At 27.8% G+C, this 16,790-nt stretch carries 19 protein-coding genes; 1 reads left to right on the plus strand and 18 read right to left on the minus strand.

Going from position 1 to position 16,790, the window contains the following annotated elements; translation table 11 throughout:
• Nucleotides 1-9: 9 nt before the first annotated feature.
• The 11 genes from B5D11_RS05990 to B5D11_RS06040 all read right to left on the minus strand — a co-directional run bounded on the left by B5D11_RS05990 (nucleotide 10) and on the right by B5D11_RS06040 (nucleotide 8,446).
• Entirely contained in the window at nucleotides 10-498 is a 489-nt protein-coding gene (locus B5D11_RS05990) for a deoxycytidylate deaminase (RefSeq protein ID WP_078682137.1), read from the minus strand.
• Nucleotides 499-636: 138 nt separating this feature from the next.
• Entirely contained in the window at nucleotides 637-1,266 is a 630-nt protein-coding gene (gene upp / locus B5D11_RS05995; protein WP_078682138.1) for a uracil phosphoribosyltransferase, read from the minus strand.
• A 12-nt stretch (nucleotides 1,267-1,278) separates the two neighbouring features.
• Complete coding sequence (gene rpiB / locus B5D11_RS06000) at nucleotides 1,279-1,728, minus strand: ribose 5-phosphate isomerase B (RefSeq protein WP_078682139.1); 450 nt, start codon at nucleotides 1,726-1,728, stop codon at nucleotides 1,279-1,281.
• A 171-nt stretch (nucleotides 1,729-1,899) separates the two neighbouring features.
• Nucleotides 1,900-2,355: a low molecular weight protein arginine phosphatase gene (locus B5D11_RS06005; protein ID WP_078682140.1), complete on the minus strand. Its 456-nt coding sequence runs from the start codon at nucleotides 2,353-2,355 to the stop codon at nucleotides 1,900-1,902.
• 17 nt (nucleotides 2,356-2,372) lie between these two features.
• Nucleotides 2,373-3,422: an L-threonylcarbamoyladenylate synthase gene (locus B5D11_RS06010; RefSeq protein WP_078682141.1), complete on the minus strand. Its 1,050-nt coding sequence runs from the start codon at nucleotides 3,420-3,422 to the stop codon at nucleotides 2,373-2,375.
• Nucleotides 3,423-3,450: 28 nt separating this feature from the next.
• The gene (locus B5D11_RS06015; RefSeq protein ID WP_242942252.1) at nucleotides 3,451-4,188 is read right to left on the minus strand and encodes a ZIP family metal transporter; all 738 of its coding nucleotides are present in this window, start codon (nucleotides 4,186-4,188) and stop codon (nucleotides 3,451-3,453) included.
• Between the two features lie 80 nt (nucleotides 4,189-4,268).
• Entirely contained in the window at nucleotides 4,269-4,847 is a 579-nt protein-coding gene (locus B5D11_RS06020) for a hypothetical protein (RefSeq protein WP_078682142.1), read from the minus strand.
• Between the two features lie 44 nt (nucleotides 4,848-4,891).
• Nucleotides 4,892-5,968: a peptide chain release factor 1 gene (prfA, locus tag B5D11_RS06025; protein WP_164850187.1), complete on the minus strand. Its 1,077-nt coding sequence runs from the start codon at nucleotides 5,966-5,968 to the stop codon at nucleotides 4,892-4,894.
• 70 nt (nucleotides 5,969-6,038) lie between these two features.
• A complete protein-coding gene (gene prmC / locus B5D11_RS06030) occupies nucleotides 6,039-6,899 on the minus strand; it encodes a peptide chain release factor N(5)-glutamine methyltransferase (protein ID WP_347476772.1) in 861 nt (286 codons plus the stop codon).
• A gap of 12 nt (nucleotides 6,900-6,911) precedes the next feature.
• Complete coding sequence (locus B5D11_RS06035) at nucleotides 6,912-7,817, minus strand: DUF1385 domain-containing protein (RefSeq protein WP_078682144.1); 906 nt, start codon at nucleotides 7,815-7,817, stop codon at nucleotides 6,912-6,914.
• A 23-nt stretch (nucleotides 7,818-7,840) separates the two neighbouring features.
• On the minus strand, nucleotides 7,841-8,446 hold the full coding sequence (locus B5D11_RS06040; protein WP_078682145.1) for a thymidine kinase: 606 nt from the start codon (nucleotides 8,444-8,446) through the stop codon (nucleotides 7,841-7,843).
• A gap of 198 nt (nucleotides 8,447-8,644) precedes the next feature.
• On the opposite strand from B5D11_RS06040, the gene rpmE reads away from it, so the two are divergent.
• Complete coding sequence (gene rpmE / locus B5D11_RS06045; RefSeq protein WP_078682146.1) at nucleotides 8,645-8,854, plus strand: 50S ribosomal protein L31; 210 nt, start codon at nucleotides 8,645-8,647, stop codon at nucleotides 8,852-8,854.
• Nucleotides 8,855-8,912: 58 nt separating this feature from the next.
• On the opposite strand, the gene rho is transcribed toward rpmE, so the two are convergent.
• From rho to ypeB, 7 genes are all read right to left on the minus strand, one after another.
• On the minus strand, nucleotides 8,913-10,427 hold the full coding sequence (gene rho, locus B5D11_RS06050) for a transcription termination factor Rho (protein WP_078682147.1): 1,515 nt from the start codon (nucleotides 10,425-10,427) through the stop codon (nucleotides 8,913-8,915).
• Nucleotides 10,428-10,775: 348 nt separating this feature from the next.
• A complete protein-coding gene (locus B5D11_RS06055) occupies nucleotides 10,776-11,120 on the minus strand; it encodes a hypothetical protein (RefSeq protein WP_078682148.1) in 345 nt (114 codons plus the stop codon).
• Between the two features lie 154 nt (nucleotides 11,121-11,274).
• Nucleotides 11,275-12,888, minus strand: coding sequence for a CTP synthase (locus tag B5D11_RS06060; RefSeq protein WP_078682149.1), 1,614 nt, complete (start codon nucleotides 12,886-12,888; stop codon nucleotides 11,275-11,277).
• 415 nt (nucleotides 12,889-13,303) lie between these two features.
• Nucleotides 13,304-13,612, minus strand: coding sequence for a ribose-5-phosphate isomerase (locus B5D11_RS06065; protein WP_228201997.1), 309 nt, complete (start codon nucleotides 13,610-13,612; stop codon nucleotides 13,304-13,306).
• Nucleotides 13,613-13,729: 117 nt separating this feature from the next.
• Complete coding sequence (locus tag B5D11_RS06070; RefSeq protein ID WP_078682150.1) at nucleotides 13,730-14,143, minus strand: DUF1934 domain-containing protein; 414 nt, start codon at nucleotides 14,141-14,143, stop codon at nucleotides 13,730-13,732.
• Nucleotides 14,144-14,169: 26 nt separating this feature from the next.
• Nucleotides 14,170-15,201, minus strand: coding sequence for a D-alanine--D-alanine ligase family protein (locus B5D11_RS06075; RefSeq protein WP_078682151.1), 1,032 nt, complete (start codon nucleotides 15,199-15,201; stop codon nucleotides 14,170-14,172).
• Between the two features lie 192 nt (nucleotides 15,202-15,393).
• Complete coding sequence (ypeB, locus tag B5D11_RS06080) at nucleotides 15,394-16,767, minus strand: germination protein YpeB (protein WP_078682152.1); 1,374 nt, start codon at nucleotides 16,765-16,767, stop codon at nucleotides 15,394-15,396.
• Nucleotides 16,768-16,790: the final 23 nt, after the last annotated feature.

Here is a 16,790-nt window from a genome sequence, read left to right on the forward strand (position 1 = left end):
TCCTTATCTTTAATAAGAACCGTCTCCTATTAAAGAATCATCATTTTTAATCCATTCTTCTACATATATAATTCTAAATTCATTTTTTGTATCTCTTATTATAACTTTATCTATTCCAGCATTTATAATAAATCTTTTACATAAAGAACATGGAGATGCATTTTTTACAAGCTCACCATTTGATTTTTCTTTACCAACTAAATATAATGATGCCCCTATCATATCTTGTCTTCTAGCTGATATTATGGCATTTTGTTCAGCATGTACAGACCTGCAAAGCTCATACCTAGTACCTCTAGGAATATTAAGCTCTTCCCTTCTGCAATATCCTAAATCACAACAATTTTTTCTTCCTCTGGGCGCCCCTGTATATCCAGTAGATATTATTTCATCATTTTTTACTATTAAACTTGCAAAATTACGTCTTAAACAAGTTCCTCGTTCAAGTATAGTTTCGCATATATCAAGATAGTAATTATGTTTATCAATTCTTTCCATAAATCCTCCACTTAAAATTTACGAAGATTTTTATTTTTATTTTATTGTATATTATATCTATATTATAATCCTAATTTTATGTTTAGTGAATAAGCAAAGAGGATACAAACATTATGTTTATATCCTCTTAATATTATACTACTTAGTTCCAAAAAGTCTATCTCCTGCATCTCCAAGTCCTGGAACTATATATCCATTTTCATTTAATTTTTCATCTATAGAAGCTACATATATATCTACATCAGGATGAATATCCATAACAGTTTTTATTCCTTCTGGAGCTGCAATTAAACACATAAGTCTTATATACTTTGCTCCTTTGTTTTTTAATAATGTTATAGCATCTACTGCAGAACCACCTGTTGCAAGCATAGGATCAGTTACTATAACATCTCTTTCTCCTATATCTTGTGGAAGTTTGCAAAAATACTCAACAGGTTTTAATGTTGTTTCATCTCTATAAAGTCCAATGTGTCCAACCTTAGCAGCAGGGATAAGTTTAAGTATTCCATCAACCATTCCTAATCCTGCTCTTAAAATTGGTACTATTGCAATTTTTTTACCTGCAAGCATTTTACACTTTGCTTTACATATTGGTGTTTCAATTTCTACCTCTTCAAGTTGAAGGTCACGAGTAACTTCATAAGCCATAAGCATCGCAACTTCTTCTACAAGTTCTCTAAAATCTTTAGATCCTGTATTTTTATTTCTTATAAAAGCTAATTTATGAAGTATTAAAGGATGGGCAATTTGTGTAACTTTACTCATTTTTTGTTCCTCCTATTTCATGTACTTTTTCTCAATTTCAGTAATCTTATTTATTCTTCTTAAATGTCTATCTCCTTCAAATTCAGCATTTAAAAAAGTATCAACTATATCTAAAGCTATGCCTGTTCCAACAACTCTAGCTCCCATAGCAAGAATGTTTGCATTATTATGTTCTCTGCAGGCATGAGCACTAAAAGTATCACTGCAAAGTGCTGCTCTTATACCTGGAACTTTATTAGCTGCTATACTTATACCAATTCCTGTCCCGCAAATTAAAATACCTAAATCATAATTTTTACTTGCTACTTCTTTAGCAACAATTTCTGCAAAATCAGGATAATCACAAGATGCCTCACTAAAGGTTCCAAAGTCTTTAAAATTATATCCCTTTTCTTTTAAATGTTTTACTACTTCTTCTTTAAGCGAAAAACCTGCATGATCGCTTCCTACTGCAATTTTCAAAATTATCACTCCTTAATCATAATTTTTACTTGCTACTTTTCTTTAGCAACAATTTCTGCAAAGTCAGGATAATCACAATATGCCTCACTAAGCTTTTTTATATATTATAAATTAACAATGTATTGTTTGACAATTTTAAATTTTTTATCACAAAAAAGAAGATAAACATGCCTATAAGGCACCTTTATCTTCTTTTAATTTATCTATTAAAAGTAAAATACTATTTTTTAAAGATTCAAAAGTTTTTCTGTAAATAGCTATACTGCCGCCATAAGGATCTAAAACATCGCCCTTAACGCCGACATATTCATTAAGTGAATATATTTTATCTTTCATATTTGGAAAATTATTCTGTAATATATCTTTTATATATGAAGTCATAGTTAAAACCAAATCTGAATCTTTTAATATTTCTTCTGTTAATTGTACTGCTTCTCTATTGCTTATATCTAAATTGTAATTTTCTTTTATTAAAATAGCGGTATTTTGGGAGGTTTTGCTTTTAGGAACAACTGAAAGTCCTGCTGAAGCAGCAGTTACATTATTTAAAGTACAAAGATTATTAAATATAGCCTCAGCCATACAACTTCTACATGTATTTCCTGTACATACAAATAATATTTTCATAAACTCAAACCTCCTCTTTAAACATCTATAATATTAAATCCTGCAGATTTTTTTAACCTGTTCATAATAGCAATGCCTAATTCATTTTCATCAAATGCTTCTGATAATATAATATCTACACCGGCATCATCAAAAGTTCTAAGTGCTTCAAAAAGATTTTTTCCGATATTTTCTATTTCATTTCTGCTTCCAAGAGATATTACTATTCCCTTTGGATAAAGATTTTTACTTTCATCAGTAGCTAAAATCCCAACTTTTTTATTTTCATCTATACTATTTTGCACTATTTCATTTATTTTTGCAATAGTTTTTTTCAAATCTCCTCGTATTATTTTAAGTGGTGCTTTAGGTGCATAATGTCTATATTTCATACCTGGAGCTTTTGGCTTAAAATCTCCTTTAGGTTTTTCCATGACTGCAGTATCTAAATATATAGAAGGTTCTACTTCTTTTAACATATTTAAAGTAATACCGCCAGGTCTTAATACACATGGTGGATTTACAGTACAATCTACTATAGTAGATTCTAATCCTACATCGCATCTTCCACCGCCTAATATAAAATCAACTTTACCATCTAAATCCTCAATACAACGTGAAACTTCAGTAGGACTTGGTCTGCCTGATATATTAGCAGAAGGAGCTGCTACAGGTACTCCTGCTTCACGTATAAGTTCTCTTGCTATTATATTTGATGGCATTCTTATCCCTACACTTTTAAGTCCTGCACTAGTTTCATCAGGTATTATAAACGATTTATTTAATATAATAGTTAAAGGTCCTGGCCAAAACTTATTTATAAGCTTTTGTGCTACTTTGGGGATATCTTCAACTAAATGTTCTATATTAAAATCAGCTACATGAACAATTAAAGGATTGTCTTGAGGTCTTCCTTTAGCAATAAATATTTTTTTAACTGCTTCTTTGTCTAAAGCATTAGCTCCAAGTCCATAAACTGTCTCAGTAGGGAATGCTACAAGTCCTCCATTTCTTAAAACTTTTCCAGCCTCTTTCAAAGCATCTTTATCTAAATTACATTCATCTAATATTACAACTTTTGTTTTCATTTTTATTACCTCTTAGTTTAATAAAATTTTAAATTATTTTTGTCATTATAAGACCAAGCATTATTCCTGTTAATATACCAATGCTGCTGGTTATTCCGTCCCAAAGTTTATTTGATTCTGGCAGCATCTCCCCGCAAACAACATACATCATTATTCCAGATGCAAAAGATAAACAAGCCCCTAAAATATTTTGAGAAATACTTCCTACATATGCCCCTATCCAAGTTCCTATAGCTGTAGGGAAGGCAGTTAAAAAAGCATATAAAAGTATTTTAGGAACTCTTACATTTGAAGCCATAAGTGGTGCAGATACTGCTATACCTTCTGGTATATCATGTATTGCTATAATTAAGCTCATTTTTAATCCAAGACTTTGTCCTCTAGCAAAACCGCAGCCCATTATAACTCCTTCAGGGAGGTTATGTAACATAAGTCCTAAAGCAGCCATAAAAGCTACTTTTAAATGCGTATTATGTTTAAATTTACTTTCATTTATGTTAACTTTAGTGTCCATCATTACTATGCATATTATTCCCAAAAAACAAAAGAACAAAGTCCCTATAAAACTCCAACTAGACATGGCTTCAGGAATTAAATCAAAAACTACAATAGAAAGCATGAGACCTCCTGCAAAACCTATTATAGCTCCTAAAAATTTTTTTGATGGCCTTTTTACTATTATTCCCAAAGAAGCACCTATCATAGTACCAATAAGAGAAACAATACTGCCTAACAAAATTATTAAAATTATATTGCCCTTATCCAATTTTTACCCCTTTTTAATAAATTACTCTTACTTATATTTTATTTATTAAAATGTAGGTGAAGAACTAAAAATTTTATTTTCTAGGAAACTCTATATTCTTTTATTCTTTCAATTGCTTCCTCACTATAATAAGCTGTAATGCAATTTTTATATATTAAATCCAAAAGTCTATATTTGTGATATCCTCCCTTATTAATTATAATATAAAAATAATTATTTTCGGGATGATGTTTCTTTATTATATAATACTTATGAGCCAAATAAGGATACTTTTTAAGTAAATTTTCATCTATAGGTTTTATATTTTTATTTCTAAATTTAGAAGTAGTTATTATTATAATTTCCATATTGGAATTTTTTCCTTCTGCAAAAACCATGGCTACTTTATCACATAATATATTGATACTTTCTCCAAATTTTTTTAATTTAATTTTTAATTTATAATTTTCAACACTATATTTTAAATAATTATTATTTATATTTATTACTATAGCTATTAGTATTAATAATTCTATTACAAATAAATAAATAAATAAAAATATATTAAATCTACCTGATAAAAATAATATTAGAGGAAGTACAAAAAAAATAAAGCATAAAGTAAGCAGAAACCTTTTATTAGATTTTTCTTGCTTTCTTATAGCTTTATTTATATTCATTAACTTCACCTCAGAATATTAAAATAATTTATAAATACAAACTTTTAATTATTCCCCATAGCTTCCATTTTTTTAGCTTGATCCTCAGTAATAAGAGCTTCTATCATTTCTTCAATATCTCCATCCATAAAAGCTTCAAGTTTATAAAGTGTAAGTCCTATTCTATGGTCAGTAACTCTACCTTGAGGATAGTTATAAGTTCTTATTCTTTCACTTCTATCTCCTGTACCTACTTGATTTTTTCTATCTTCTGCTATTCCTGCATTTCTTTGAGCTTCTGCAATTTCATAAAGTCTGGATGCTAAAACTTTCATTGCCTTTTCCTTATTTTTAAGCTGTGATTTTTCATCTTGGCAAGATACAACTATACCTGTTGGAATATGTGTTATTCTTACAGCAGAATCCGTAGTATTAACACTTTGTCCGCCATGACCTGATGATCTGAAAACATCTATTCTTAAATCATTTGGATTTATGTTTACATCTACTTCGTCAACTTCAGGAAGTACAGCTACTGTTGCAGTTGAAGTATGAATTCTACCGCTGGATTCTGTATCTGGAACTCTTTGTACTCTATGAACTCCACTTTCATACTTTAATCTACTATAAGCAGATTGTCCTTTAACCATAAATACAACTTCTTTGATTCCGCCAAGATCTGTTTCATTTATACTCATAAGCTCAACTTTCCATCTATGACGTTCTGCATACCTTGTATACATTCTAAATAAATTTGCTGCAAATAAAGCTGCTTCTTCTCCTCCAGCTCCAGCTCTTATTTCTATAAATACATTCTTTTCATCATTAGGATCTTTGGGAAGAAGAAGTATTTTTAACTCTTTTTCTAAATTTTCTTTTAAACTTGTTAATTCTTTTATTTCTTCCTGTGCCATTTCTTTAAGCTCTTTTTCAATATCTTCATTAAGCATTTCTTTATTTGCTTCTATATCTTCCACCACTTTTTTATATTCTCTATATTTATTTACAACCACTTCAATATCCGAATGTTCTTTGCAAAGTTTTTGCCACTCTTTTTGATCTGCCATAATTGAGGGATCACTTATTTTTCTTGAAAGCTCTTCATATTTATTTTCTATAAAATTAAGACGTTCTAACATCATATTATCACTCCATACATTATTTTCACAATTTATTATTATAACACAGTAAATAAAATTTGCGAAGAATTTTTTAAATCTTAACTCCAATAACTACTCTATCTAATCCCGATAAATCTTTAACAACTCTAATGTCCGTATAATTATATTGTTTTAGTATATCTGAAACTGCCTCTGCTTGATCATAACCTATTTCATAAGCTAAAACTCCTCCACTTTTTAAAACCAAAATACTTTCTTTGGTAATTTTTTTATAAAAATCTAATCCATCTTCTCCACCACAAAGTGCAATATAAGGTTCATATTTTTTTACATCTTCCATAAGAGTCGGTATTATATCTTTTTTTATGTAAGGTGGATTAGATACAACCACATCAAAATATAAATTTTCATCTATTGCAAATTTCAATAAATCGCTTTTTACAACACTTGCTCTAGATTTAAGAGAAAGATTATCTATATTCTTTTGTGTAACTTCTAAAGCTGTATCATCTATATCAGAACATACAACAATTGTGTTTTCTAAAAGTTTAGCTATTGAAAGTCCTATAGCACCACTACCACAGCATACATCACATACTTTTTTTAATTTTCTTTTATTTATTTCTTTTAAAACTTCTTCTACTAATACTTCAGTATCAGGTCTTGGAATTAAAACACCTTCTTTTATATAAAAATCTATTCCCATAAATTCTACAGTTTCTGTTATGTATTTTATAGGCATTCTAAGTTTTCTTTTTTTTATTAGTCCAAAATATTCATAAGCTTTATCCTCACTTACTTCTAAATTCCCATTAATAATTATAGACATTCTATCTAAGTTTAAAACCTTACCTAAAATTAATTGACAGTCTAAAATATAACTTTCTATTTTTTCTTCTTTTAAAATTTTATATCCTTTATTTAAAAGTTCTTTTATTTTCAATATTTTCATTCCTTTATTTTTTTATTCTATACCCTCTGCAGCTTTAAGTGCTTCAATAGCTACTTCTATTTGACTTAAATCTGGTTCTTTAGTTGTAAGCTTTTGAAGCATAAGTCCTGGATATGATAAAATTTTAGATAATTTACTTTCACTCTTACCCATCCACTTTATAATTTCATAAGTTACACCTGAAACCACTGGAAGTAATATAATCCTATATAAAATTCTCTTCCATAAAGAACTCCAACCTGTTAAAGAGAAAATAATAATGCTTACTATCATAACTAAAAATAAAAAATTTGTTCCGCATCTTGGATGAAGTCTACCAAATTTTTTAGCATTTTCAGGGGTAAGTTCTTTGCCGTTTTCATAGCAAAATATAGTTTTATGCTCAGCACCATGATATTCAAATACTCTTTTTATATCTTCTATTTTGGAAATAAGATATATATATATCAAAAATATAGCAACTCTTATTATACCCTCTATTATATTTAGCAATACAGCATTTATATTCAAAGTCTTTTTAAAAAAATTTGCTGCAAAAGTCGGAAGTAAAAAAAATAATAAAATAGTAAAACCTAATGACATTATAAGAGATACAATTGCAATTATATCATTACCCTTATCTTTAAATTTTTCTTTAAACCATTTATCAAATTTAGATTCATTCTCATCATCCTCAAAAAATGAAGATGAATAATTTAGTGTTTTTATACCAACTATGAGAGAGTCTATAAAAGATACAAAACCTCTAATTATAGGAAGTCCTAAAATTTTATATTTTTTAGTATACGGAATGGTTTCTTCTTTATCTACAATAATTTCACCATTAGAAGTTCTTACTGCTGTAGCAATTCCCTTTCTTCCCCTCATCATTACGCCTTCAATGACTGCCTGTCCACCAACTGTTACATTTTTATCCATAATTTAAATACCCCTTTATATTTCTATGCTTTTTTATTTTTTTCATATTCTTCCTTGTATTTGAAATAACATTTAGGGCAAAGTGCTTGATATTCAATATTATTTTCTTTATCTATAGCAATTTGTTCTCCTTCAAATACAAATTTTCCATTAATAATTCTACCATTTAAAAGAGCTTTTTTCCCACATTGGCATATATTTTTTAATTCTTCAATACTATGAGCTAAAAGGAGAAGTCTTGAACTTCCTTCAAAGCCTCTCATCTGAAAATCCGTTCTAAGTCCATAACATATAACTGGAATATCCATTAAAACAGCTATTTCAAAAAGTTCATCTATATGCTTTTCCTTTAGAAATTGAACTTCATCTACAAGAATACAATCTAAATTTCCATTTTTATTTATCCAATTTCTAACTTCATTGCATATATTATGTTCTTTGTTTATAAGAATATCTGCCTCTCTAGTTACTCCAAGTCTTGATACAATTTTATTTCCACCTTTAGTATCTGTTTTAGGCTTTATTATAATTACTTTCATTCCTCTCTCTTCATAGTTATGTGCAACTTGTAAAAGATTTGTTGATTTACCACAATTCATTGCACCATATCTAAAATACAGCTTACTCATCTTTCTTTCTCCTTTGTAAATAAAGTGCATAAGTATATTTTATCAGACACTAATAATTTATTAAAGATAATATTTTAACTTTATAAGTTATTTTTCTATTTAAGCTTTCACCTTATCTTGACGCATAATATCTACCATGTTATAATTTACTGGTTAAGAATATGAGTTCATGTTCTAAAATCGAAAGAGGTGAAAAAAATGAGAGAAGGCATACATCCAGAATATAACCACGATGCTGTGGTTAAGTGTGCATGTGGAAATACTTTTACAACTGGTTCTGTAAAAAAAGAACTAAAAGTGGAAATATGCTCTAAATGCCACCCATTCTTCACTGGCCGTCAAAAGATAGTTGATGTTGGCGGAAGAGTTGAAAAATTCAGAAAGAAATTCAACATCACAGAAGAATAAAAAAAATGGGAAAGATAAAACTTTCCCATTTTTTATTTCTATATTTATTTTTATATATTTATCTTCCTATGTCTTTATTTAATATATCAAGTTTTGTAAATGTCTCAAGAAATTCTTCATTTCCTTTTGTTTTTGACATAAGAGCTATAAGCTTTTCTGTTACTGAGTCTATATTATTATCTCTATACATAACTTTTCTAATATTAAAAGCCACTTCCTGCTCTTTTGGAGTTAAAAGTAAATCTTCTCTTCTAGTACCTGATTTATAAATATCAATCGCAGGAAATATTCTTCTTTCTTGAAGTTTTCTATCTAAATGTACTTCCATATTACCTGTACCTTTAAATTCCTCAAAAATCATATCATCCATTCTACTTCCTGTTTCAATAAGCGCAGTAGCAAGAATAGTAAGGCTTCCACCTTCTTCTATATTTCTTGCAGCTCCAAAAAATTTCTTAGGATTAATAAGTGCTCCTGGATCTAATCCCCCTGATAAAGTTCTACCAGTTGGAGTTATTGTAAGATTATACGCTCTAGATAGCCTAGTTAAACTATCTAAAAGTATAACTACATCTTGCCCTTGTTCCACCATTCTTTTAGCTCTTTCAAGCACCATTTCAGCTACTTTTGCATGATGCTCTGGTTCTTCATCAAAAGTAGAAAATATAACTTCTCCTTTTATAGAACGCTGCATATCAGTAACTTCTTCTGGTCTTTCATCTATTAATAATACTATAAGTTTTACTTCTGGGTGATTTATCGAGATACTATTAGCAACTTTTTTTAGAAGTGTAGTTTTACCAGCCTTAGGTGGTGCTACTATAATTCCTCTTTGACCTTTTCCTATTGGGGAAATTATATCCATAAGTCTTGAAGATAAATCTAAAGGACTTGTTTCTAATTTTAATCTTTCATTTGGATATATAGGTGTTAAAGTTTCAAAACGCTTTCTATTAACTGCTCTTTCAGGGTTTTCACCATTTACACTTTCAACATATAAAAGTGCTTTAAACTTTTCACCTTCTTTAGGTATTCTAACTTTACCCTCTACCATATCTCCAGTTCTTAAATTAAATCTTCTTATTTGAGATGGGGAAACGTAAATATCATTCGGACCTGATAAATAGTTTTCTCCTCTTAGAAATCCAAAATTATTTTCTATAACTTCTAATACTCCTCTTGCAGTGTCCGATTCATTAATCATTTCTTTTAATTTTTCTCTTTTTTCTTCATAAGAAGGTTTTATTTCAGAAGGTTTTACTTCAGAAGGTTTTACTTCTTCTAAATGTTTATTATAAGATTTAACATCATCTAAATTAACTGTGTTTTCCTCTTTTTCTTGATTATCATTTATTTCATTAGTTTCAATTGTTTCATTATTAAAATTTTCTTTTTTGGGAGATATTTTTTCTCTTAATACAATACCATCTTTTTCAATTGATACAGGAGAAACTTTTTTGATTTGTTCTATTAATTCAGCTTTTTTAAATTTAGATATGTTTTTTATTCCTAACTCTTTAGCAATTTCTCTAATTTCAATCAGAGTCATGCTATCAAAATCTTTGCCAAGCAAACAATGCACCTCCAAATATTTTTTATATACCTTAAACTTTAACCCTATATTAATAAATCATTATAAATATCCAAAATTAATGCCGGCCTCTTAGTAAAATAATAATATTCCATATTTAAATAATATATATTACCTGTCATGTCTATAACATTGCATCTTCTTTTTCCATCAAATGCTTATATTTAAATCTACTATGATTATTATTTTACTAAGCTATATTTATTCTCATACTTGGATATGTATAAAACCAATACTCTAAATTATATACTATTTTATTATTTAAATCTATATAATTTGCAAAATTATACATTCTTATTTTAAACAAAAAAAGCTGCAATTATGCAGCCCTTATATCATGGCATATATGGATTTATTTATTTGATTGTATTTTTTTATTCTCCAATTAACTTTTCTACAATCACCAATAAAAAATAATGGCATACCTAAAATTTCACAGCCCCCAATGACCATATCACGTTTTAAAATTTCATTTATATTATATTTATAATAATGATATTCTCCGCACAATGGACATTTTAATCTAAAGCTTACTTCTTTATTTTTATTGACCCTTACATCTAAATTTAAAAAACTGTTTTTTAATTTATTTAATTCAAATAAAGATATTTCTTTTATTTCATACTGGCCGTAGTGATTTTTTAAGGCAATGCTAATGTCTGTAGTAAGTAGCACCTTTTTCACCCCCTGAATTAAAAAATATACTTCCTTTCTTGTATAATTTAATAATTCTATAACTTTTTATAAAATCCTGCAAAAAATATGACATTTTTTGCAGGATTTTAATAAATTAATTCGACAAAATAAAAATATACCCATATATTTATTTTTATTTTTTATTTTTAATATCTAATGAAGCTTTTATAAAATCTCTAAAAAGTGCATGAGGTCTATTAGGTCTTGATTTAAATTCTGGATGAAACTGTACCCCTACAAACCAAGGATGATTTTCTATTTCTATAATTTCAACAAGTCTTTCATCAGGACTCGTTCCTGAAAGTATAAGTCCCGCCTCAGTTAATTCTTTTCTAAATTCATTGTTAAATTCATATCTATGTCTATGTCTTTCATAAATAAGCTCTTCTTTGTAAGCTTTAAAAGCCTTACTTTCTTTTAAAATCTTGCATGCATAAAGCCCAAGCCTCATAGTTCCACCTTTTTCATCTATATCCTTTTGTTCTGGCATTAAATCAATTACAGGATATTTAGTTTCTGGATTTATTTCTGAAGTGTTTGCATTTTCATATCCAAGTACGTTTCTAGCAAACTCAATTACAGCGCATTGCATACCAAGACATATTCCTAAAAAAGGAATGTTATTTTCACGAGCATATTTTATAGCTTTTATTTTTCCTTCTACTCCTCTATCTCCAAAACCTCCTGGGACTAAAATACCATCCACATCAGCTAAAAGTTCTTCTGGATTTTTATTTTCCATATCTATAGAATCAATCCATTTAATATTTACATTAGCATCATTAGCTAATCCACCATGATTTAATGCTTCTACAACCGAAATATATGCATCATGCAATTCAACATATTTACCAACTAATGCTATATTTACATTTTTAGATAAATTTTTAAGTTTATCAACCATGTCTATCCAAGGTTTATTATTAATTTCACTACAATTTAAATTAAGTTTTTTGCAAACTAAAGAATCTAATCCTTCTTTATGAAGCATAAGTGGTACTTCATAGAGATTTTCTGCATCTAAATTTTGAATAACTGAACTTCCTTCTATATTGCAAAATAAACCTATTTTGTTTTTTAATTCTTCAGATAAAGGTTTTTCTGATCTGCACACTATAATATCAGGTTGAATTCCTATACTTCTCAATTCTTTTACAGAATGTTGAGTTGGCTTTGTCTTTAATTCACCAGCTTTCCCTAAGTAAGGTACTAAAGTTACATGAATAAAGCACACATTTTCAATACCAACTTCATATTTTATTTGTCTTATAGCCTCTAAAAATGGAAGTGATTCAATATCACCAACAGTTCCTCCTATTTCAGTAATAACTACATCTACATCTTTTTCTTTAGCAACTCTATATACCCTTTGTTTTATTTCGTTAGTTATATGAGGAATAACCTGAACAGTACCTCCAAGATAATCTCCTTTTCTTTCTTTTGATATTACCGACCAATAAATTTTACCTGTGGTAACATTACTATTTTTACTTAAATTTTCATCTATAAATCTTTCGTAATGTCCTAAATCTAAATCTGTTTCCGCTCCATCATCTGTTACAAAAACTTCTCCATGCTGATAAGGGCTCATAGTTCCTGGATCTACATTTAAGTATGGATCAAATTTTTGAATAGAAACTTTAAATCCTCTATTTTTTAAAAGTCTTCCTAAAGAAGCTGCTGTTATTCCTTTTCCTAAAGAAGATACAACTCCACCTGTTACAAAAATATACTTTGTATTATTCATAAAAAACCTGCTCAACATATAAATATAAATAGAGCAGAATTTCACCCCCTACAATAAATAATTTTTTAAAACAATGTCAATTATTTTAAAAAATGTCCCAAATTTTATACTATTGGCACTAGTTTCAATAGTGCTTTTTTAATTATTTTTGTGCAGTTATCAACAGAAATTGTGGTATATTGGGACATTATCATAAATTAATCATACATAAATTAATCATACATAATAAATATAATAAATAATTGACAAATATAAAATAGCATGGTATAATGGAAATTACCTTAAGTATACTGTTTTTTTGATTTTAAAAATACTATAATATAATAGCATAATCTTATTTATTATGCTATACATTTTTGTTACTTTTTTTATATTTTTTTATCTGTTACATTTAATTTTATAATAAATCTATCTTTTATAATATACTTTTGTTGATGATGTTATCTATTTCAAAATACATATCTCTAAACTCTTTATTTATAAAAAACTTTTCTTCAGCCTTTTTATAATTGTAATTAATTGATTTTTGACTTTCTATAAGAAAATCCTTATTAAGCATTTCTATATCTGCACATTTATATTTTTTTAGAAGTAAAAATAATAAATACTTGCATTCTCTGTCTTTTAATATTTTAGGAATATCATTTTTGCTTATACCTTTAATTTCGCATATGGTTTCTATTATTTTTATATATTTGTCCTCTTTTTTAGTAATTGTATCCAATATTAACACCTCCACTACCTATTTAAATTATTGTCAAAAATTCCTAAAATAAACCTGAAACAAAAAAATAGCTATTGCAAAATAAAAATTACTTCGCAATAGCTTTATAAATTCTTTTTATGCTTTAATATTTATTTTAAGCTCAGTTTTTTGAGGACTTTGTCCTGCTATAATCATATCATAATTTATTATAACTTCTCCTCCATTATCATTCATATTAACTATTAAATCTTTAGTATTTATTGATATTTCAATAACACCATAAGGAGTACTATAAATTGTTTTATCTTTATTTCCTTTTATAAATCTCATGTCTCCTGTTGTTGTCCCAGTTCTTGTAAGTAAAAAGTCATTTTCTGAAATTCTAATTTTAGTTTTTGTTCCTTCCATTCCTGATAATTCTGTTTCATCATAAACAGCATAGTAATAATTATCTTCTATATAAAATTCTCCTGGCGTAACAACTTCTATAGCGTCATCTTCTAAATCTTTTTGCTTGCTTACTATTGTAATAATAGCCCTTTTACTCATTTGTGTTCCTCCAATTAAGTAGTTAATTAGTTATTATTTCTCTCTATAGCAAGTTCTATAAGATCATCTATTAATTCTTCATAAGGCTTGCCAGATGCCTGCCACATTTTAGGATACATACTTATTTTAGTAAATCCAGGTATAGTATTTACTTCATTTAAATAAGCTTCTTCGGTATCTTTATCTACAAGAAAATCTACTCTTGCCATACCAGCACAATCTAATATTTTATAAACTTTTATTGCTGTTTCTTTTATATACTCTAATTTATCTTCACTTAAAGCAGCTGGTATTAAAAGTTTTGAAGCTTCATTTTGATACTTAGCTTCGTAATCATAAAATTCTTTAGCTGGAATTATTTCTCCTGGAACTGCAGCTTTAGGATAATCATTCCCAAGCACTGCAACTTCTATTTCTCTAGCATTTAATCCTCTTTCAACTAATATCTTTCTATCATATTTTAAAGCCTCTTTAATACCTTTTTCAAGTTCTTCTTTATTATGAGCTTTTGTTATTCCAACAGAAGATCCACTATTAGATGGTTTTATAAAAATTGGATAAGTTAAAATATTTTCTATATTAGAAATAACTTTGTCTTTATCTTCTTTGTACTCATAGGCATTTACTACTACATACTCTGCTTGTTTTATTCCAAATCTTTCAAGAAGGTATTTAGTATATATTTTATCCATACAAACTGCAGAAGACATAACTCCTGGGCCTACACAAGGAAGATTTAATAACTTGCAAAGCCCTTGTATAGTTCCATCTTCCCCATAAAGTCCATGAAGCACAGGAAATACTACATCTACTTCTTTATTAAATAAAAACTTATGGCCATCAGGAGTTTTATAATATTCATCTTGCTCCCATTGTCCATTTTCAATTTTATCTATACTTCCTGTATATTCAAACCATTTACCTTCTTTAGTAATTCCAATAGGATAAACATCATACTTGCTTTGATTTATATTTCTTAAAACTGATGCTGCTGATACTCTAGAAACTTCGTGTTCTGTTGATTGACCTCCAAAAAGTACTGCTACCTTTTTCTTCATAAACCATTCTCTCCTTATATAATACAAAAATTACTATATAATATTATATCACTAAATTATCTTATTTCCACTTATAAAAATAAAATAGAAAAAGATTAAGAATATAATGACAGAAGTTATAATCTTAATCTTTTTCTATTTTTTATAATTAATTTCCCATGTATTAAAACCTTTAAAAGATAAATTCATATTTTACATAGTTAACTCTCCATTAGGAGTATTAATTATTTGAATTATTTTTTGTTCAAATCCTGTTGCTGCATTTATATAAACTATAAATTTATCATCTTTGTAATTTCCAACAAATTCATAACACAATACTTCTTTATTAGATTCTGTTGGTATCAAAGCAAGCCTTTCAGTAGTTATATTAAGTCTTTTACTAACTTTTGATTTTGCTTGAGTCTGTGTTATTTTTGGACTATCTATTTTTCTATTTTCATCATGAGCAACTAAATATTTCTCAGATTCTATTCCTAATATACTTCCATCATCCATAGCTATTTTAAGTTTTATTTGATCTGGATATATAACTGTTTTATCCTCTTTATATACATAATTTATTATTGCTGTATTATCATATCTTAGACTATATGTAGAAAACATATTTTTATAACCTAATTTTTCAAGATATTTATTACCTAAATCTATTGCTTTTTTCATATCAATAGTTGGATTATTTATTATTCTATTATCAAGCATATATACTATTTTACCACCGTTTTTACTAATTTCAATATTTACTACATTTTCATTTTTCTCTCTTCCTTTTAATGTAACATTAAATCTATAAGAAGGAATTCTTGTTTTTCCATCACTAGATAAAGTTTCAATTTTTTCAATTTTATCTTTCCCAATAACTTTATATACTACATCTTTTGCAGCCTTTTCCGAAACTTCTTTTTCAGATAATACTTTAGGTTTTATTTCAAGAACATTATCTGAAAAAGGTCCATCATATATTAGAGCAGGATATTGTGCAACTTGTTTTTGTATATTTTCAAATTTATTAGTAAGAGTTTCCTCTTCTCTATCTTTTGCAAAAACTCCACTTGTTTTCTGCCTTATCTCTCCCCATTTCACACTTCCTTCATTTATTGCCATTAATGAATTGTTTAGATCATTTTCAAGAGTAAATGCATCATTTTTTAATCTATCTATTGTATTATATTCCTCTTGTGTTAAATCTCTTCCCTCAGAAGAAGCTTTTACAAGACTATAGCAAAAATCTCCTACCTGCGATATAAATTTACTGGTATTATTTATATATTGCTGTTCAATAGGCAGAGAATGTAGCTTATCATTAGCCATTGCACTATATCTAAATATCTCTTGGAATGTAACAATCTTTTGTTCCCTTGAACCTGTTACTGCTGCTTTGCCTAAATTTACTCTTATATTCTCTACAGAAGTTATTAAGTCGTACATATTTTTACTATATTCCCCTTGAAGATAATTTCTATAATCATTTCTTTCAAGAGTCATCAAAACTGCAAATGTAGTTGAAAATACAACTATTAAAGTTACAGCTAAAGTATATATAATTCTTTTTTTTGTCATTTTCATTATACTAAGCCTCCTATGAATAT

Source organism: Clostridium sp. USBA 49, assembly GCF_900167505.1.
Taxonomy (GTDB): domain Bacteria; phylum Bacillota; class Clostridia; order Clostridiales; family Clostridiaceae; genus Clostridium_AT; species Clostridium_AT prolinivorans.